The following is an 18,812-nucleotide window of genomic DNA, read 5'->3' as shown; positions in this document are numbered from 1 at the left end:
GCGGCGCAGCGGCGCCCGGCCGGGGAGGTCAGGATCCCGAGGCCCGTTCCTCTTCGAGCTTCGCGATGGCCGCGAGCGCGGCCTCCTTGGCGGCGCCCACGTGCAGCCGGGCGAGCTGCGCGGCGCGGTCGGCGTCGCGGTCGGTGATCGCCGCGACGAGGTCGCGGTACTCCTGCGCGGATCTCTCCCGGCGGCCGGGGATGCTGAGCGACAGCCGGCGCAGCGCGTGGATGCGCGCGTGCAGCGGCGCGAGGGTGGACGCCAGCAGGGCGTTTCGCGCCCCGGCCAGCAGCAGCTCGTCGAAGTGGTAGATCGAGGCGAGCTGGTCGTTGTCGGTCTCGGCCGGTCGCATGAGCTTGACCAGCTCCAGGACCTCGGTGTCGGTGGCGCGCTTGACGAACAGGGACGCGGCCTCGGACTCCAGCGCCGCCCGCACCTCGTAGAGCTGCCGGACGTCGTCGCTGCCCAGTACCGCGACCCGCACGCCCCGCCGGCCCGACGTCTCGACGAGCCCGAGGGTCTGGAGGTGGAGGACCGCCTCGCGGATGGAGGTGCGGCTCACGCCGGTGAGCTCCATCAGCTCGCGCTCGGTGAGCCGCCGTCCCGGCGACAGCGTGCCTTCGAGGATGGCCTGCCGGACCCTGCGCACGACGAGCTGCGGAACGGTCTCCGCGGGGCGTTCGATCCGCAGGTCCGGTCCGGTCTCAGGCATGCCGTCTCCTCACACTTTGTATGACGTAATATAGTCATACGCTCAGGATGGGGTCAACCACCCCCACAGCGGGCGTACGGGCACGGTAGCCGTGCACCGCGACCGCCTGTCAACAGCGACAACGTGGCGATCTCAGCTGATTTTGTCCGCTTTTCATGGTTGACGCGGCTTAGTACGTCTGATTTGGTACGTCATACAAACAGCCGGAATCGATCGGACAGGGAGATCTCCTGTTCGCGCTACGTTCACGGAGCACGGCACCCCAAGGACACCCACCGACCTTGTTCCGGGCAAGAGCTCCCATCCACCCCCACCAGCGTCTTTTCAAGGAGGAAGGATGTTGAGTCGATTGGTCGGCAAGGAGCACGGGAGACGTCCCCGGGTGCTCGCGCCCGTGGCCTTCGCCATGGCCGTCAGCCTCGCCGCGGCAGGATGTTCCTCGTCGAGTTCGTCGGAGGGATCGGGGGGTGCGTCCGGGGGCATGCTCCGCGTAGGCGTGGTCGCCAGCACGATCTCCACCATCGACGCCTACTCCAACGTGCGGTCGCAGGACTTCTACGTCCGCAACGCCGCATTGTTCGAGCCGCTCGCCCACCGCACCAAGGACGGCGGCTACCAGTGGGCGCTCGCCACGGGCATCACCCACAACAAGGACAACACCGAGTGGACGGTCAAGCTCCGTCCGAACGTCAAGTTCCATGACGGGAGCCCGTTCAGCGCGGACGACGTCATCGCGGTGTTCAACCGGATCCTCGACAAGAAGAACGCGCTCATCGAGCGCAACTACGTCGACTTCATGGACCCCAAGGGCATCGAGAAGGTCGACGACCTGACGGTGAAGTTCAAGCTGGACAAGCCGTACGGGCCGTTCGAGTTCGCCGTCACCAACAGCAACATCATCTTCTACAAGAAGGGGTCCACGCCCGAGCAGGCGATGGGGACGGGCCCGTTCAGCCTCGTCGCGTTCTCACCCGGCCGCGAGACGACCGTCAAGCGGTTCGACGGCTACTGGGGGACGAAGCCGAAGGTCGACAAGGTCAAGGTCATCAGCTTCAAGACCGCGGAGGCGTCGACCAACGCGATCATCGGCGGCCAGATCGACGCCAGCTCGAACATCCTGCAGACCTCGCTTCCGACGATCGAGAAGACGCCGGGTCTGAAGGTCATGAAGAGCGACGTCAACCTGAAGGTCAGCATCGGCATGCGGGCCGACGTGGCGCCGTTCAACGACGTGCGCGTCCGGCAGGCGATGCGGCTGATCCTCGACCGCAAGCTCGCGCTGTCCAACGCCTTCGACGGCCTCGGGGAGCTGGCGAACGACCACTCCGGCTTCGACCAGTGCGTTCCGGACGTCCCGCAGCGGCAGCAGGACCTTCCGCAGGCCAAGAAGCTGCTCGCGGACGCGGGCAAGTCGAACCTCAGCATCAGCCTGGAGACCGCGGCGAACAAGCCGGGCATGCTCCAGCTCGTCCAGATCCTGGCCGAGGACGCCAAGAAGATCGGCGTGAACATCAAGGTCCAGAAGATGGAGCTGGGCGCCTACCTCGAGAAGTGGGGTGAGCGGACCTTCTACACCGGCTACGACACCCGCCCCTACCTTGAGGGCGTGCCGGAGATCATCAGCAAGGACAACGCGCTCAACCACACGCACTGGCACGACCCCGAGTTCGAGTCGCTGGCGAAGAAGCTCTACGCGACCTCCGACGCGACGGAGCAGTGCGACATCGAGAAGCAGATGAAGAAGATCGAGTACGAGCGGGGCGCGAGTATCCTCGCCGCCACGAACCCCACGGTGAGCGTGTACTCGTCCAAGGTGAAGGGCCTCGTCCCCGAGTTCCCCTCGGGGAACCTGTACGACTTCACCAAGGTCACCATCGACTGATCAGGTAGGCCGTGTCCGCGAACCGGAGATCGCCCTCCCTGGCCTGGACGGGCCAGGAGCGGTCTCCGGTTCCGGCGGCGGCCGCCCCCGGGCGTCGCTCGGACCGGACGGTCACAAGCGGCAGTCACAAGCGGACACCCTCCAACCAAACGGCGACCGGACACGTTGAACGGGATTGTTGCCAATGGCCACTGAGATGACGACCAAACAGGCGATCGACGCGGTCGAGCCTGTCAAGGCCCCGAGCCGCCGCCGAAACCGGCGGGCCACCATCGCGTGGCTCATCGTCCAGCGCGGGCTGATGGGCGTGGTGACCCTGTGGTGCATCTCCGTGATCGTCTTCGTGGCGACGCAGGCGATGCCCGGCGACGTCGCGCACATCATCCTCGGCGCCGGGGCGACCGCCGACCAGATCGCCCAGCTCAACAAGAACATGGGGCTCGACGAGCCGCTGCTCACCCAGTACTGGGACTGGCTGGGCAACGTCCTCACCGGGAACATGGGCAACTCGCTGGTCAGCGGGCAGCCCGTGTCCGAGCTCCTGTCCGAGCGGATCTTCAACTCCGCGACGCTGACCGTCATCGCGATGATCCTCATCCTGCCGCTGTCCCTCCTGGTCGGCCTGCTCGCGGCCGTCTTCCGGGACAGGTTCTTCGACCGGTCCTACCTCGGCACCTCGCTCGTCGTGACGGCGACGCCGGACTTCGTCCTCGGCAGCCTCGTGATCGCCGTGTTCGGCACCGTCGTCTTCAAGGTCCTGCCGCCGGTCTCGCTGATCCCGCCGGGGGACGCGCCCTGGCAGCATCCGAAGCAGCTCATCATGCCCCTCGCGGTCATGACGCTCGTCGGGGTCACCTACCTCTCGCGCCTCGTGCGGGTCTCCTTCATCGACGTGCTGGAGAGCGAGTACGTCCAGCTCGCGACCATCAAGGGCCTGTCGACGCGGCGGATCCTGTTCCGGCACGCGCTGCCGAACGCGCTCGCGCCGAGCATCCCGGCGGCGAGCATCATGGCCGCCTACACGATCGCGGGCTCGGTCGTGATCGAGTACCTGTTCGGCTATCCCGGCATCGGCTCGGCGCTCGTGGACGCCGTCGCCGGCCACGACCTGCCGATGGTCCAGGCGATCATCATGCTCATGGCGGCCGCGTTCTTCTGCTTCAACCAGCTCGCCGACGTGCTCGGAACCCTGAACAAGTCCCGATGACAGACGAAGGAGCGTCGGCCATGATCCGAACGCGACCCAGGGAGCAAGGGGAGCAGGAGGTGCAGGCTCCGCCGAAGAACCTCACCCGCCGCGTCCTGACCTCCCGGCAGACCAGGCTCGGCCTGATCATGCTGCTGACGATGATCGTCTTCGCGATCGTCGGCCCCTTCCTCGCGCCGCACTCGCCGACCGCCGTGATGGCGAAGCCGTACGCGCCGCCCGGCGACGGGCTGCTGCTCGGCGCGGACTCGCTGGGCCGGGACATCGTCTCGCGCATCCTCAGCGGCGGAGCCAACCTGACCTGGATGGCCATCGCCGCCACGGCCCTCGGCGTCGCGCTCGGCACCACGATCGGGCTGGTCGCGGCCTTCGCGGGCGGGATCGTCGACATGCTCCTCATGCGGGTCGTCGACGTGCTGCTGACGTTCCCGACGATCATCATGGCGATCCTGTTCATCTCGATGGTCGGGCCGAGCCGGTGGATCCTGGTGGTCCTCGTGGCGATCGGCCTCACACCCGGGATGGCGCGCGTGATGCGCGGCTCGGCGCGTCCGGTGATGCGGCGCGAGCACGTCATGTGGGCGCGGACGGTCGGGCTCTCGTCCCGGCACATCCTCATGCGGGAGGTGCTGCCGAGCGTGACCTCCCCGCTCATGGTGGAGATCGGGCTGCGGCTCATGTGGTCGGTCGTCGGCCTCGCCTCGCTGAGCTTCCTCGGCTTCGGCGTCCAGCCGCCCGCCTCCGACTGGGGGCTCATGGTCAGCGAGAACAAGGACGGCCTCGCGATCCAGCCGCTCGCCGTCTTCATCCCCGCCGTCTGCGTCGCCCTGTTCACGATCGGCGGCAACCTCTTCGCCGAAGGCGCCGCGCGGGTGATCGGCCGCACCGAAGGGACTCGTTCATGAACGCGGTCGAAGTCACCGGGCTCACCGTCGCGCTCGACGACGGCAGCGTGATCGTCGACGACGTGTCGTTCGCCCTGGAGAGCGGGCAGGTCATGGGCCTCGTCGGCGAGTCGGGCTCGGGGAAGAGCACGGTCGCGCTCGCCCTGCTCGGCTTCGCCAAGCGCGGCGCGAACATCGTCGGCGGCAAGGTCGTGGTCGGCGGCGTCGACCTCCTCGCGCTCGGCCGGAACGAGCTGCGCGAGGCGCGCAAGAAGCTCATCGGCTTCGTCCCGCAGGACCCCGCGACGGCGCTCAACCCGGCGATGCGGATCGGGACCCAGCTCACCGAGGGGATGCTCGGCGGCAGGAAGGAGAACCTGCCGCGGATCCGCGAGGTCCTCAAGGCCGTCGGCCTGCCCTCGGACGACGCGTTCCTGCGCCGCCACCCGCAGGAGCTGTCGGGCGGGCAGCAGCAGCGGGTGGCGATCGCCATGGCCGTGTCGAAGGGCCCGAAGCTGATCGTCTTCGACGAGCCCACGACCGGGCTGGACGTCTCCACCCAGGCGCGCGTCCTGGAGATGGTCGGCCGCCTCTGCTCGGACAACGGCATGGCCGCCGTCTTCGTCTCGCACGACCTCGCGGTCGTCGGCGCGGTCGGCGACCTGGTGACCGTGATGTACGCGGGGCAGGTGCTGGAGACCGGGACGCGCGACGAGGTCCTGCTCACCGCCGCGCACCCCTACTCCATCGCGCTGCTCGAATCGGTGCCGTCGACGCGGCAGCGGCTGCCGCTCGTCCCGATCCCCGGCCGGTCGCCGGCGGCGGGGGCCAAGTTCGAGGGGTGCGTGTTCGCGGACCGCTGCGCGTACGCCGAGGACCGCTGCCGGGAGGCCGTGCCCGCGCTGGTCACCGCGCCCACCGGCGGCGCGGCGCGCTGCGTGCGCGTCGAGCACGTCCGGCAGAACCAGACGTGCCAGGTCAAGGAGCCGCTGCGGCGGATCGAGAGCCGCGAGGAGGGCAGGGCGTCCGTGCTGAGCGTGCGGAACCTGAACGCCTCCTACGACCGGACGCAGGTCCTGTTCGACCTCTCCTTCGACGTGGCTCCGGGCGAGTGCGTCGGGATCGTGGGCGAGTCGGGCAGCGGCAAGACGACCATGTCCCGCTGTCTGATCGGCCTGCACGAATCCCAGACCGGCGTGATGGAGATGGACGGGAAGCCGCTTCCGCTGCGGCTGCGGGACCGGTCCAAGGCCATCAAGCAGCAGATGCAGTACGTCTTCCAGAACCCCTACGGCTCGCTGAACCCCCGCGAGACGGTCGCGACCTCGGTGATGGTGCCGCTGAAGCACTTCTACGGAGATCGCGGCAAGGCCGCCCGCGCCAAGGCCCAGGAGGCCCTTGAGCGCGTGGAGATCCCGTGGCGGCTCGCGGACCGCTACCCCGCCGAGCTGTCCGGCGGCCAGCGCCAGCGGGTGGCCATCGCCCGCGCGCTCGCCTGCGACCCCAAGCTGCTGATCTGCGACGAGGTCACGTCGGGGCTCGACGTCTCCGTTCAGGCGTCCGTCGTCGAACTGCTTCGCTCGCTGCAGAACGACGGGCTGAGCATGGTGTTCATCACCCACGACCTCGCCGTCGTGCGCAGCATCGGCGACCGCGTCGTCGTCCTCAGCCAGGGGCGCGTCGTGGAGTCGGGAGAGGTCGAGTCGGTGCTCAGCGCGCCGGAGCACGCCTACACCCGAGGGCTTCTGGCCGACACCCTTGAGGTCGACCGTCCCGACGCCGAGACGAGCGAAGTCCCCGGATAAGACCGGCCCCAACCCGACCCCCCGAGATCAGGAGGCATTCCAAGTGACGGTGACCGTGGCCGCCGCGACCCCCGAGCACGTCCCCGCCGTCCGCGCGCTGCTGGAGGAGATGTACCTCTTCTACGGCGCCACCCTCCAAGGGACGCTCGAAGAACGCACCGAGCAGGTGCGGCAGGCGCTGTTCGGGGAAACGCCCGCGGCCCGCGTGCTCCTCGCCTTCGACGGCGACGACGCGGTGGGGCTCGCGTCCTGGTCCTTCCATTGGCCCGCCGTCGGATTCACCAGCAGCCTGTATCTCAAAGAGCTGTACGTGACCGGCTCGCGCAGGGGGGCCGGCATCGGCGTCATTCTCATGCAGGCCGTTTTCGAGAAGGCGGCCGAGCACGGGTGCAGCCGTGTCGAATGGACGACCGACACCGTCAACACCCATGCCCAGCGGTTCTACTCCGACCTCGGATATCAGGAGGTCACGACCAAGATCCTCTACCGGGGGGAGAACCCTCCGGCGGCGAGGAACGGGAAGCGTTCTGCGGTCGCGGTGTCCTGCGAGGGTCCCGCCGAGCCGTGAGCGCGTCTTCGGGCGCCGCGCTCACGGCCGCCGGGGAAGGCGTCAGCTGTTCAGGAGGCCGAGCAGCTTACTGACCATGTCGCTCGTGCGTTTCACGACGTCATCGGCGAACGCTCGCGTGGTGGGATTGACTCCCTTCTTCAATTCCACCTGTGACATCTCGGTCGCGTTCCCCTGATGGCCGAGGAGCAGGTTGAGGAACGTGCTGTCGAAAGTGCGGCCCTTGCCTTCTTGCAGGGACTCCATCTCCACCGGGCCGATGGCGGGCATGCCGCCGTGGGCGGCGTGGGAGTTCGCCGGACCTTGCATCGTGGTCGGCTTCTGCCACGCGGTGAGCCACGAGGTCATCTTCTGCACCTCGCCGGTGCTGTCCTTTTCGAGGGTCGCGGCCAGTTTCCTGACTTCGCCGCGCTTGGCGCGGTCGGGGACCAGCCGGACCATGTCGAGCATCTGCCGACGATGCGCGATCATCATCTGCAGGTACATGACGTCGTCGGCGTTGTGATCGGCCGACGCGGTCTGCTTCGGCTTTCCCTCCGCCGGATCACCGGCCTTCGATGAGCCGCCGCACGCTGTGAGCAGCACGGCGAAGGCGAAGAGTGTCGCGGCGAGCACTAGGCGGGATGGCGGGGTGCCGCGGGCGGCGGCGCCGACGGGCGCGGTTGCGCGACCGTCGCGTGGGGGGAGCTTGGCGGTCATGCGGGGGTCTCGATCCCTTCGGGGTGGGGTCGAACGCCGGAGTCTCGTCCGACACCTGGTCGCCTGATCGCCACCAGGCGTCGGCCACGCTATCCGCAAACCCGCCTTTCAGCCATGATCGCGCGGTTCCCGAGTTCTTCGGCGGGCGGTCGTGATGGTCTTTCGGACGGTGTCGAGCGGAACTGGGGCGCGCAGCGCCTTTCTGCAGGCTATGGCGGCGCGGGGCCAGTTGACCGTGACCGCCCCGGCGAAATCACCCGTGGAATGGGCGTACAGGACCGCGAAACTGTGGTCCGGATCGGCGCCGGAAAGGGTGACGTGATCGAGGCTCCCCCCGGTGCGTCCGACCAGTTGGACCTGCCAGTCGTACTGGTCGGTCCATATGTACTCGGTCGGTTCGTGTACCCGGAGATCGTCCGGATGTGTGATGTTGTGCGCGACGCATTCGGCCTGCTCGACGGCGTTGGTCCAGTGCTCGGCGCGGACGAGTCCGCGGCGGCGGGGATCCCACCAGCGGGCGACGTCGCCTACGGCGTGGATGTTCGATGTGCCGCGCGCCCGGCAGTAGCGGTCGCAGACGACGCCGTCCGCGACGGTCAAGCCGGAGCCGTTAAGCCAGTCGTCGTTCGGCACCGCTCCGATGCCCACGACCACCGTTGCCGCCGGGAGTTCGGTCTCGTCCTCCAGCCGGACGACGAGGCCATTGTTGCGGGTCTCGACGCCAGTGACGGCGACTCCGAACCGGGTGGTCACGCCACGTGCGGTGTGCAGGTCGCCGAAGCGTTGGGCGACGGCGGGGTTCAGCACGCGGCTGAGCGGGACGCGCATCGGGTCGACGAGCGTCACGTCCGCGATCCCGGCGGCAGTGGCGGCGACCTCGGCGCCGATGAAACCGGCGCCGATGACGACCAGCGGCCCGCCCCGTCCGAGGTCTTCGCGCAGCGCGAGGGCGTCGTCCAGCGTCCGCAGGACGTGCAGGCCGCGCGGGGCGCCCCACGGTGATGGACGCGGCCGGGCGCCGGTGGCGATGACCAGTTCGTCGAAGCCCAGGCGGCGGCCGTCGGCCAGTTCGACCGCGCGGCCCGCCACGTCCACGCCGGTCGCGGGGGTTCCGAGCTCCAGACGGATTCCGGCGGCGGCCGCCGCATCCTCGCCGAGCAGCGTCAGGTCCCCGTGCGCGACCGTCCCGGCGAGGAAGCCCTTGGACAGCGGCGGCCTGTCGTAGGGCAGGTGGTCCTCGGCGCCCACGAGGACGATCTCGCCCGCGTACCCGGCCGAGCGCAGCGCCCTGGCGGTCCGGACGCCGCCGACCGAGGCGCCGACGATCACGGCGGTCGGACGCCCGGACGCGGTCATGCGAGAGCCCCGGCGTCGATCGACGCGTACTTGGTCTCCAGGTATTCCTGGATGCCGACCTCGCTGCCCTCGCGTCCCAGGCCGGACTGCTTCACACCGCCGAACGGCGCCGAGGCGTCGGAGACGTATCCCCGGTTCACCCCGACCATTCCGCATTCCATCGCCTCGACGGCTCGGAGGGCGCGGTTCAGATCCCGGGTATAGACGTAGCCGACCAATCCGGATTCGGTGGCATTGGCCAGCGCGAGACCCTCCTGCTCGGTCGAGAAACGGTAGACCGTGGCGACGGGTCCGAAGATCTCCTCCCGCGCGATCCGCGCGGAGGACGGGACCCGGTCGAGCAGGACCGGGTTGAGGAAGGCGTCTCCGCGGCCCGCCGTCCGGTAGTGGACGGCGGGGACGGCCCCATGCGACACGGCGTCGTCCACCAGCCCGACCGCGCGATTCCGCTGCTTCTCGTTGATCATCGGGCCGAGCGTCGAGCGGGGGTCGGTCCCCGGGCCGACGACCTGGCCGCGCAGCCGCTCGGCCAGCCCGTCGACGAACCGCGACGCGACCGGGTCGGCGACGACGAAGCGGTTGGCCGCGACGCAGGACTGCCCGCCATTGCGGAGTTTCGCCGCGACCGCGCCCTCGACGGCGGCGTCGACGTCGGCGTCGTCGAAGACGATGAACGGCGCGTTGCCGCCCAGTTCCATGGAGGTCCGGAGCACGCCGGGCGCGGCCTGTTCCAGCAGTTTGCGCCCCACTTCGGTGGAACCCGTAAAGGACAGCTTGCGAATCCGCCCGTCACGCAGAATCGTCTCCACGAGCGGGCCCGGACGGCTCGTGTTCAGGACGTTGACCACCCCGGCGGGCACCCCTACGTCGGTGAGGATGTGCGCGAACTGGAGTGCCGAGAGCGGCGTCTCCTCAGCCGGTTTGAGGATGACCGTGCAGCCCGCCGCGAGCGCGGGTGCGACCTTCCGGGTGATCATCGCGAGGGGGAAGTTCCACGGTGTCACCAGCAGGCACGGCCCGACCGGCTGCCGCAGGGTGAGATGGCGGGCCGTGCCGTCCGGGGCGGTGCGGAACGTCCCGGTGATACGGACGGCCTCCTCCGCGTACCACCGCAGGAAGTCGGCGGCGTAGGCGACCTCGGCCCGCGACTCGGCCAGCGGCTTGCCCATCTCCAGGGTGATGAGCCGGGCGAATTCCTCGGCCCTTTCCTGGAGGGCCAGAAAGGCGTTGTGCAGCAGCGCGGCCCGCTGTTTCGGCGGTGTCGCCGACCAGCGGGGGAATGCCGCCGCCGCCGCGTCCATGGCGTCCGCCGCGTCCTCGGGGTCGGCGTCGGCGACGGTCGCGATGACCTCTCCGGTCGCGGGGTCGTGGACGGGGAAGGTCGCGCCGGAGCGGGCCTTCCGCCATTCCCCGCCGACCAGCGTCCCGGTCGGCGGATAGACGGTGTCGATAGTGCTCTGCTGCATCGGACGTCCTTCACTAGCCCTGTGTGGAAATCGATGACCGTTCGCGGACGTGCGGTTCCGCACGTCCGCGAACGCCCGGTCAGTCGGTGGCGACCAGATCCGCGTCGGGGCGGCCGACCGCGCCGGAGCGGGCCTCGGCGTAGGAGGCGCGCAGATAGGCGAGGTCGTCGCTGCCGCATTCGGCGCAGATGGGCGCGTGGTCGTGCGTCGCGGGATTCCGGTCCATTTCCTGCGCGATGTAGTGCCGGTCGCACGAGGCGCACAGGACGCGGGCCTCCCAGGGGTCCTCGACCTCGGCGCGCGGGTCGAACGGGCGGCGCAGCACGACGTGGCGCTCCCCGGTGGCGAAGCGTCCGGCCGCGTACATGGCCGCCGCCAGCACGAACGTGATCGGCGCGGACCAGGTCGCCCCGAATGAGCCGCCCGCCTGGGCCAGCGTGACGCCCACCGCCGACGCGACCAGCCAGGACACGAGCCCGACGGCGTTGAAGGCGGGAATGCGGCCGGGCCTGAACTCGAAGTCCTCGGCGGCGCGTCCGTCCCGCCGCGCGAACGCCAGGTACACCAGCGCGATCGCGATCCACGCCACCACGAAGACGCCCTGCCATTGCAGCGCCTTGAGCAGATACGAGATCGGGTTGGTGAGCATGAGCCCGAACGCGCCGACGCCGATCACGACGACCCAGACGCGCCGCGAAAGGTGGATCCTCAGCAGCCGGGCGAAGAAACTCTCGGCGTTGATGCTCGCGAGGTAGTAATTGGCCGTGTTGATTCTGGTCTGGCTGATCCACACCAGCGCGACCCCGAAAATGCCCGCGAGTTTCACGATGCCGTCGACCGCCGAGAGTTCGCTGAGCGGGCCGTTCGTCACGAGGGTGTTGGCCAGGAAGATCCCGACGACCGCGTTGACCACCAGGGTGAGGATGTAGAAGAGCGGTCCGAAGGTCAGCCACCGGTGGTAGCGGGCGTCGCCGGTCTTGGCCAGCCGCGCGTAGTCCCAGGTGAACGGGATCATGATCCAGACGCCCATGTAGGTCGTGAAGGCGAAGAACCAGCCGGGCGCGTGCAGGTTCGTGTCGGCCACCGGACCGGCGGTGAGCCAGTCATTGGAGTAGCCGTGCCGGGCGATCGCCCAGACGATGACGACGATGAGCCCGATGTAGTAGAACGGCAGCAGAATGCCGTTGATCTTGTCGAGCCATTTCCGCACCCCGCCGACGACGAGGGGGATGCTGTAGGCGGCGACGATGAAGTACCACAGCTCGATGGATCCCGTCCCGGTGTACTGGTGCAGGACGGACGCGATGACCGAGCCCTCGAACACGCCGTAGTAGAGCGCGGTCGCGCCGATGACGAGCGGCGCGATCACCGATCCGAGATAGCCGAAGAGGCAGCGCGAGAACAGCGCGCTCGAAACGCCGGTCCGCGCCGCGTAGCGGCTGATCAGCCCGCCGATGACGCTGTAGGCGAGCACCGAGAGGCCGAGCCCGACCAGGGTGTCCCGGGTGCCCACGACGAGGGCGACGGTGGCGCCGACGATGAGCCAGAACATCGCGCTGGCGAACGCGTACCAGGCCATCAGCAGCGACACCCGGCCGGAACGCCAGGTGAAGGGCGCGACGTGCAGCGCGTAGTCCTCGGTCGCGGCGCTGCGCACGACCTCCGGGTCGTCGTGGTCGATGATCTGGAGCGGTCTGTTTCCCGGTGTCAGGCGTTCGCTCATTGCCATCTCCTTGGGGGGATGTGATCAGGGGGTAGGGACAAGGCGGGATCGCCTCGTCGTTCACACCACTGGTGAGTCAGCGGCGGCGGAACGGGCGCGAGGCCGTCGGAAACACGAATGACGGCATGGGAAAGGCATTCCTCGCGGCTTCCGCCAACGGGGAGCGGATCGTGTTCGTCGTTAAGCCCGGCGGTTCCCGTCCTCGACCGCGATGCTCACGTGACCGGACTGGAGAGTGAGCTGGAACTCCCGAGCGCCCTCCGCCGCGTCCCCCTCGGCGGCGGTGACCAGCTCGGACGCGAGGTGAAGCGCGTCGTCGATCAGTTCGGGGGCGAGGCCCCAGCGGAGCAGGGTGTCACGGGTGTGCCGCCGGGCGGCGGCCACCGGACGGTTCGTCCCGGTGAGGTCGAGTCGACTGGTCCGTGCCCCGGTGACACAGCTCGTGTACGTCTGCCCGGCGGGCCGGCCCGCGGCGTTGTATTGGCTCATGATGGGTTCCTCGAATCGCCGGCTGGACACGTTCCCGCGGCCGCGGTTCCTGCCAACACGCCTCTCAGTGACGGTCGCGATCGGGGCGTAATCCCTGGTCGCTGGACTAGATACTCGTCCGGGCCCCTGGGGCGGGCAATAGTGAGGATTGAGAGAACGCGGTGATCGGATTGTGCGTGTCTCCGACCGGCGCCTCCCGTCGCCGCGGCCTCTCCGGCGGGCGGCCCGCCCCGCGCGGCGTCCGAGCCCTTACGCAAGCGGGCGATCGCGAATCAGCGGCCGGTCGGTGGGAGACCTGAACAATCCGGTCGCTCCGTTCTCTCACTCTTCACTATTGCTTGCCCTGAGAGCCCAGGCGAGTATCTAGTCCAACGACCAGGGCAAACGCCCCCACAGCGAGCCGAGGAGGGATCGGATGGCATTGCGTGTCGCGGTCGATGTCGGCGGTACCTTCACCGACGTCTGCGTGCTGGGGGAGAACGGCGAGGCGCCCCGCGTGGCCAAGGTGCCGACGACGGCCGAGTCCCCGATCGACGGGGTGATGCGCGGCATCGCCCAGGCGGGTGCGGACCTGGCCGACACCCGGTTCTTCTGCCACGGCACCACCGTCGCCACGAACGCGCTGCTCAACCGGGCCTTTCCGCGGGCGGCCCTCGTCACGACCCGCGGGTTCCGCGACGTGATCGAGATCAGGCGGGGGACGAAGGAAGACCTTTGGGACGCCTACAAGGACGTCGCCCCTCCCTACATCGCGCGCCGCGACCGGCTGGTCGTCACCGAACGGGTCGACGCGACCGGCCGGGTGATCGAGCCGCTGGACATGGCCGAGGCCAAGGAACTGGTCGACACGCTCCGGCGCAGGCAGGTGCGGACGGTCGCCGTCTGCTTCGTCAACTCCTACGTGAACCCCGTGCATGAGATCGCGATGCTGGAGTTCCTGCGCGCCGAACTGCCCGACGTCGCGGTCTCGATCTCCAGCGCCGTCCTGGACGAGATCCTCGAACACGAACGCTTCTCGACCACCGTCGCGAACGCCCTTCTGTCGCCGCTGATCGGCCATTACGCCGGCAGCCTCGAAAAGCGGCTCGCGGAATCCGGATACAACGGCCGGCTTCATCTGATGCACGGCGGCGGGGGCGTGATGACGACGCAGGCCGCGCAGAAGCATGCCGCGCGGCTCGCGTCCTCCGGCCTCGCGGCGGGCGCGGTGGCGAGCAAGCACATCGCGCTGGCCTGCGGCTATGAGAACTCACTCGCCCTGGACGTGGGCGGGACGAGCGCCGACATCTCCATCGTGTGCGGCGGGGAATTGAAGGTCGTGCGGAATTGGTCGGTGGACTTCGGACATCCGATCTGCTTCCCGAACCTTGAGGTCCTGACGATCGGAGCCGGTGGCGGCTCGATCGCGTGGGTGGACGACGGCGGCGCGCTGCGCGTCGGCCCGCAGTCGGCGGGCGCGGCGCCCGGCCCCGCCTGCTATGGGCTCGGCGGGACGGCCGCGACGACCACCGACGCGCAACTCGTCCTGGGGCAGATCGACACGTCATTGGCGGCGGGATCGCAGCTTCTCGACGTCGCGCTCGCCAAGCGGGCGGTGAGCAAGATCGCCAGGGAGCTGAACTGCTCCCTTGAGGACGCCGCCGTCGGCATACTGCGCGTCGCGTCGGCGAACCTGGCCGACGCTTTGAAGATCCTGTCGATTCGCCGCGGCCAGGATCCGCGCGATTTCGCGCTCGTCGCCTTCGGCGGCGCCGGTCCGATGCACGCGGTTCATTTGGCTCGCGAGTTGTCTCTCTCGGCCGTTGTCGTTCCACCGCATCCGGGTGTCACTTCGGCATTCGGCTGCCTGCTCGTCGACATCAGGCACGACTTCAGCGCCATGTTCATCCGGAACGCGCAGGCGGCCGATCCGTACGAGATCGAGTCGACCTTCCTACGGCTGGAGTCGCACGCACGCAAGAGCCTCCTTGAGGACGGAGTCGAGCCCGAACGCATCAGCATGCAGCGATTCATCGAGATGCGGTACCACGGGCAGTCGCGCTCGATGCCCATCGCCGTGGACCAGCCGGTCCGGGCGATCGGCGGCTTGGTCGAGAAGTTCCACGTCCAGCACCGCGAGGAATTCGGGTTCAACCACGAGCACGGCGACGTCGACCTTTACCAGCTGTCGGTCTCGGCTCTCGGAATCATCGAGAAGCCGCGGTTCGGCGCGCTGAGTTCCGGGACCGGAAAGCCGATCGAACCCGTGGGGCGGCGAATGGTCAGGTTCATCGAGCCGAAGGGCTGGCTGGAGACGCCGGTGTACAGCCGGTCGGACCTCTGCCCAGACGCGAAGGTCACGGGTCCGGCGGTCATCGCCCAACCCGATTCGACGACGCTGATCCCGCCGGATTGGACGGCGACCGTCGACCAGATGGGCAACCTCCGCATTTCCATGGACGTGGAGAGGCAGGCGCGATGACCACCCAGCGTGTACCGCTCCGGATGATCGAGGACGAGCAGGCGGACGCCCTCGACCCGGTGACCGCCGAAGTCCTCCGGAACGCCTTCATGACGGCCGTCGACCTGATGGCCGAGCAGCTGCTGCGCACCTGCCATTCCTTCGTGATCCACGCGCGGGACTTCTCCGGCGGGCTGTGCGACGCCAACGGCGACACCGTCGCCCAGGGCAGCTCGGACGTCGCCGTGCAGGTGGGAACGCTGCACTTCTCGGCCAAGGCGGTGCTGGACGCCTTCCGCGGCGACATCTGCGAGGGCGACGTGTTCATCCTCAACGACCCGTACTCCGGCGGCACGCACTTCAACGACGTCAGGGTCCTGAGGCCGATATTCAGCGACGGCGCGCTGATAGCCGTCGCCCAAAGCAACGGCCACTGGGCCGATGTCGGCGGAGCCGCGACCGGTTCCTTCGATCCCAGCGCAACGGAACATTTCGGCGAGGGCCTCCGCATCACCCCGGTGCGTATCTGGTCGCGCGGCCGCTACCTGGCGGACGTCGGACGGCTCATCGCGTCGAACACGCGCTCGCCCGAGGACGCGGAAGGGGACCTGCGCGCCCAGGCCGAGGCGACCCGGGTCTGCGAACGCGAAGTCCACCGGCTCATCGAACGCTACGGCCAGGGGACGGTCATCGCGGCCTTCGGCGAATCCCAGGCTTATGTCGAAAGGGTCGTGCGCCGCCGTGTGTCGGCGCTGCCCGACGGCTCGTGGGAGGCCGAGGACTACATCGACAACGACCCGAGCGGCGGCGAGGGCCTCGTCCCGATCAAAGTGCGGATGCGCATTTCGGGGAACGGCGTTCACTACGACCTCAGCGGGTCGCATCCCGCCATCGGGAGCTTCCTCAACTCGGCGTTCGGCGGCAGCTACTCGGCCGTGATCGCCGGAACCAAGACGTTCTTTCCCGACGTGCCGCTCAACTCCGGTTTCTACCGGGCCCTCACCGTGGACTTCGGCCCGCGCGGGACGGTGGTGAACGCGTCCTGGCCCAGGGCCGTCACCGGGTTCTACGCGGGACCGTACGAGAAGATCGTGAACGCCATCTTCCAGATCTGGTCGCAGATCATGCCCGAGCGGGCGATCGCCACGTCGTTCAACCTCGAATACGTCCTGCTGGGCGGACGGGACGCGCGCCCGCACGGCCAGGAGCAGTTCATGTACTACGACTGGATGGCCGGGGGCTGGGGCGGGCGCAACGGAAAGGACGGCTCGAACGCCACGGCCTCGATATTCGGAGTCGGGCACGCCCTCCAGTCGACCGAGATGCAGGAACTCACCTCTCCCATCATGACCCGCGTCTGCGAACTGAAGACCGACTCGGGCGGGCCGGGCGAATTCCGGGGCGGGCTCGGAATGGTGAAGGAGGTGATGCTCACCGACTGCGAGGGGGCGGTCCTGTCGTACTGCTCCGACCGCGCCAAATCGGTGATCGTCGGCAGCCTCGGCGGATCGTCCAGCTGCCCGCACGGCCTGTGGATCAACCCGGCCTCCACCGACGAGCGCTACCTCGGGGCCCTGGCGTCCCGGGTGCCGGTCGTCCCCGGCGACTCGCTGGAGCGGCCGTCGGCGGGCGGCGGCGGATACGGCGATCCGCTCCGCCGGGCCCCGCGCTCGGTCCGCGAGGACGTCGTCGACGGCTACGTCTCGATCGACCGGGCCCGCAAGGACTACGGCGTGGTGGTGGTCCGCGACGCGGGCGACCCGGACCTCTACATGGTCGACGACGTCGCGACCGCCGCCGAACGCCGGAGACTGCGCGCGACCCGTGCCGGCCTCCTGGAGACCGACCCCGAGCACGTCGCCCAGCGGTACAAGGACGGGGAGCTCACGGCCTATGACCTCGTCCGGCAGTACGGCGTGATCGTCGACTGGGGCTCAGGAGAGCTCCTTCCCGAAACCACCAGGAAATACCGCGCGATTCTGCACGAGCGCTGCCGCTCGCACTGGGCCGGCGAGTAGCGCAACCAATACCGACAATTCACGGTCGTCGCCGACCGGCGTGTTCGGCACGCCGAAAAACGAGAGAGGAACGATCTCACATGGCGCTATTGGAACGATCGAGCTGGTACGACATCGCCCGCGACACGAACTGGACGCCGCGGTACGTCGAGATCGACGAGCTGTTCCCGCCGGACCAGAGCGACCCCTACGGCATCCCGATCGAGGAATGGGAATCTTTCGACGAGCCCTACAAGGTCTCCTACCGCGAATACGTGAGCGTGCAGCGGGAGAAGGACGCGGGCGCCTACTCGGTGAAGGCCGCCCTCGCCCGGTCCCGCTACTACGAGGACGCCGACCCCGCGTACCTCAGCATGCTCAAGCTGCATTACGGCGCGATCGCCCTGTCCGAGTACGCCGCGTGCCAGTCCGACGCCCGGATGACCCGCTTCTCGAAGGCGCCGGGAATGCGGAACATGGCGACGTTCGGGATGCTCGACGAGATGCGGCACGGGCAGATCCAGCTCTACTTCCCGCACCAGCTCGTGACCCTCGACCGCCAGTTCGACTGGGCCCACCAGGCGCACCACAGCAAGAACTGGGCCGCGATCGCCGGCCGGCACGCGCTCGACGACGTGATGATGACCCGGGACGCCGTGACGACCTCGGTCATGCTCAACTTCGCGTTCGAGACCGGGCTGACGAACATCCAGATGATCGGCCTTTCCGCGGACGCCGCCAACATGGGCGACTTCACGTTCTCCAACCTGATCACGAGCATCCAGTCGGACGAGGCGCGGCACGCGCAGATCGGCACGCCCGTCCTCAAGATCCTCATCAGGAACGGGCGGAAGGCCGAGGCGCAGCAGGCGGTCGACATCGCCTTCTGGCGCATCCACCGGCTCTTCGCGATCCTCACCGGAATTCCGATGGACTACTGGATCCCGCTCGACAAGCGCGACCGCTCCTTCAAGGAGTACATGACCGAGTTCGTCGGCGAGCAGTTCGAGCGGCAGCTGCTCGACCTCGGGCTGGAGCGCCCCTGGTACTGGGACATCTTCCTCGAAGACGTCGAGACCCACCACCACTGCCAGGCGGCGGCGACGTGGGCGTGGCGGAACACGCTGTGGTGGAACCCCACCGGCAACGTCGGCCCCCGCGAGCGGGCCTGGCTGGAGCACAAGTACCCCGGCTGGAACGACACGTTCGGCCAGTACTGGGACGTGATCATCGAGAACATCCGCGCGGGGCACCCCGAGAAGTCCCAGGCGATCGGCATGCCGGCCATTTGCAACATGTGCCAGATCCCGATCTCCAACAAGGGCGGAACGGTCTGGAAGGCCCGCGCCCACCAGCTCGACCACGAAGGCCGGCTGTACAGCTTCTGCAGTTCCGTGTGCAAGTGGATCTTCGAGCTGGAGCCCGACCGGTACAAGACGTTCAACAGCATCGCCGACCGGATGTACAACGGCGAGATCTCCCCGAACACGCCGGAGAACATCCTCAAGTACATGGGCGCCGGCGTCATCAGCCCGGTCGGGACCGACGCGCACGACCTCGCGTGGGCATTCGCCTGAGATCGCG

General features: G+C 68.6%; 14 protein-coding genes. 8 read left to right on the top strand and 6 right to left on the bottom strand.

Translation table 11 applies throughout. The features are described from left to right. Positions 1-28: 28 nt before the first annotated feature. A complete protein-coding gene (locus tag FXF65_RS16190; protein WP_148350789.1) occupies positions 29-712 on the bottom strand; it encodes a GntR family transcriptional regulator in 684 nt (227 codons plus the stop codon). Between the two features lie 481 nt (positions 713-1,193). Between FXF65_RS16190 and FXF65_RS16185 the strand changes: the two genes are divergently transcribed. From FXF65_RS16185 to FXF65_RS16165, 5 genes are all read left to right on the top strand, one after another. Then, complete coding sequence (locus tag FXF65_RS16185; protein WP_187412330.1) at positions 1,194-2,594, top strand: ABC transporter substrate-binding protein; 1,401 nt, start codon at positions 1,194-1,196, stop codon at positions 2,592-2,594. A 184-nt stretch (positions 2,595-2,778) separates the two neighbouring features. Further along, positions 2,779-3,801, top strand: coding sequence for an ABC transporter permease (locus tag FXF65_RS16180; protein WP_222868590.1), 1,023 nt, complete (start codon positions 2,779-2,781; stop codon positions 3,799-3,801). A gap of 20 nt (positions 3,802-3,821) precedes the next feature. Next, complete coding sequence (locus tag FXF65_RS16175; protein ID WP_148350787.1) at positions 3,822-4,706, top strand: ABC transporter permease; 885 nt, start codon at positions 3,822-3,824, stop codon at positions 4,704-4,706. After that, positions 4,703-6,490 carry an ABC transporter ATP-binding protein gene (locus tag FXF65_RS16170; RefSeq protein WP_148350786.1) on the top strand — a complete coding sequence of 596 codons (1,788 nt, stop codon included), beginning with the start codon at positions 4,703-4,705 and terminating at the stop codon, positions 6,488-6,490. Before FXF65_RS16175 ends, FXF65_RS16170 begins: the two co-directional genes overlap by 4 nt. A 43-nt stretch (positions 6,491-6,533) precedes the next feature. Further along, positions 6,534-7,058, top strand: a complete 525-nt coding sequence (locus FXF65_RS16165) for a GNAT family N-acetyltransferase (RefSeq protein ID WP_222868589.1) — start codon at positions 6,534-6,536, stop codon at positions 7,056-7,058. Between the two features lie 42 nt (positions 7,059-7,100). On the opposite strand, the gene FXF65_RS16160 is transcribed toward FXF65_RS16165, so the two are convergent. The 5 genes from FXF65_RS16160 to FXF65_RS16140 all read right to left on the bottom strand — a co-directional run bounded on the left by FXF65_RS16160 (position 7,101) and on the right by FXF65_RS16140 (position 12,791). After that, positions 7,101-7,757, bottom strand: coding sequence for a DUF305 domain-containing protein (locus FXF65_RS16160; RefSeq protein WP_148350785.1), 657 nt, complete (start codon positions 7,755-7,757; stop codon positions 7,101-7,103). 108 nt (positions 7,758-7,865) lie between these two features. Further along, complete coding sequence (locus FXF65_RS16155) at positions 7,866-9,113, bottom strand: NAD(P)/FAD-dependent oxidoreductase (protein WP_148350784.1); 1,248 nt, start codon at positions 9,111-9,113, stop codon at positions 7,866-7,868. Beyond that, positions 9,110-10,579 carry an NAD-dependent succinate-semialdehyde dehydrogenase gene (locus FXF65_RS16150; RefSeq protein WP_148350783.1) on the bottom strand — a complete coding sequence of 490 codons (1,470 nt, stop codon included), beginning with the start codon at positions 10,577-10,579 and terminating at the stop codon, positions 9,110-9,112. The genes FXF65_RS16155 and FXF65_RS16150 overlap by 4 nt, the downstream gene beginning before the upstream one ends. Positions 10,580-10,658: 79 nt before the next feature. Then, positions 10,659-12,302, bottom strand: a complete 1,644-nt coding sequence (locus tag FXF65_RS16145; RefSeq protein WP_148350782.1) for a purine-cytosine permease family protein — start codon at positions 12,300-12,302, stop codon at positions 10,659-10,661. 180 nt (positions 12,303-12,482) lie between these two features. Then, positions 12,483-12,791, bottom strand: a complete 309-nt coding sequence (locus FXF65_RS16140; protein WP_148350781.1) for a hypothetical protein — start codon at positions 12,789-12,791, stop codon at positions 12,483-12,485. 415 nt (positions 12,792-13,206) lie between these two features. Between FXF65_RS16140 and FXF65_RS16135 the strand changes: the two genes are divergently transcribed. The 3 genes from FXF65_RS16135 to FXF65_RS16125 all read left to right on the top strand — a co-directional run bounded on the left by FXF65_RS16135 (position 13,207) and on the right by FXF65_RS16125 (position 18,805). Beyond that, positions 13,207-15,252 (top strand): hydantoinase/oxoprolinase family protein, encoded by a 2,046-nt coding sequence (locus FXF65_RS16135; RefSeq protein WP_148350780.1) that lies wholly within the window; start codon positions 13,207-13,209, stop codon positions 15,250-15,252. Then, entirely contained in the window at positions 15,249-17,249 is a 2,001-nt protein-coding gene (locus FXF65_RS16130; protein ID WP_222868588.1) for a hydantoinase B/oxoprolinase family protein, read from the top strand. Before FXF65_RS16135 ends, FXF65_RS16130 begins: the two co-directional genes overlap by 4 nt. An 80-nt stretch (positions 17,250-17,329) precedes the next feature. Then, complete coding sequence (locus FXF65_RS16125; protein WP_148350779.1) at positions 17,330-18,805, top strand: YHS domain-containing protein; 1,476 nt, start codon at positions 17,330-17,332, stop codon at positions 18,803-18,805. The last annotated feature ends 7 nt before the right edge of the window (positions 18,806-18,812 follow it).

The organism is Actinomadura syzygii (assembly GCF_008085905.1).
Classification (GTDB): domain Bacteria; phylum Actinomycetota; class Actinomycetes; order Streptosporangiales; family Streptosporangiaceae; genus Spirillospora; species Spirillospora syzygii.
The sequence above is the reverse complement of the archived record's forward strand: the minus strand, read 5'-3'. Positions and strand labels throughout refer to the sequence as shown.

What these genes read in the sequence shown, in the direction of transcription:
- FXF65_RS16190 (WP_148350789.1), bottom strand. Translation starts at nt 712, where the DNA reads ATGCCTGAGACCGGACCGGACCTGCGGATCGAACGCCCCGCGGAGACC.
- FXF65_RS16185 (WP_187412330.1), top strand. Translation starts at nt 1,194, where the DNA reads ATGCTCCGCGTAGGCGTGGTCGCCAGCACGATCTCCACCATCGACGCC.
- FXF65_RS16180 (WP_222868590.1), top strand. Translation starts at nt 2,779, where the DNA reads ATGGCCACTGAGATGACGACCAAACAGGCGATCGACGCGGTCGAGCCT.
- FXF65_RS16175 (WP_148350787.1), top strand. Translation starts at nt 3,822, where the DNA reads ATGATCCGAACGCGACCCAGGGAGCAAGGGGAGCAGGAGGTGCAGGCT.
- FXF65_RS16170 (WP_148350786.1), top strand. Translation starts at nt 4,703, where the DNA reads ATGAACGCGGTCGAAGTCACCGGGCTCACCGTCGCGCTCGACGACGGC.
- FXF65_RS16160 (WP_148350785.1), bottom strand. Translation starts at nt 7,757, where the DNA reads ATGACCGCCAAGCTCCCCCCACGCGACGGTCGCGCAACCGCGCCCGTC.
- FXF65_RS16155 (WP_148350784.1), bottom strand. Translation starts at nt 9,113, where the DNA reads ATGACCGCGTCCGGGCGTCCGACCGCCGTGATCGTCGGCGCCTCGGTC.
- FXF65_RS16150 (WP_148350783.1), bottom strand. Translation starts at nt 10,579, where the DNA reads ATGCAGCAGAGCACTATCGACACCGTCTATCCGCCGACCGGGACGCTG.
- FXF65_RS16145 (WP_148350782.1), bottom strand. Translation starts at nt 12,302, where the DNA reads ATGAGCGAACGCCTGACACCGGGAAACAGACCGCTCCAGATCATCGAC.
- FXF65_RS16140 (WP_148350781.1), bottom strand. Translation starts at nt 12,791, where the DNA reads ATGAGCCAATACAACGCCGCGGGCCGGCCCGCCGGGCAGACGTACACG.
- FXF65_RS16135 (WP_148350780.1), top strand. Translation starts at nt 13,207, where the DNA reads ATGGCATTGCGTGTCGCGGTCGATGTCGGCGGTACCTTCACCGACGTC.
- FXF65_RS16130 (WP_222868588.1), top strand. Translation starts at nt 15,249, where the DNA reads ATGACCACCCAGCGTGTACCGCTCCGGATGATCGAGGACGAGCAGGCG.
- FXF65_RS16125 (WP_148350779.1), top strand. Translation starts at nt 17,330, where the DNA reads ATGGCGCTATTGGAACGATCGAGCTGGTACGACATCGCCCGCGACACG.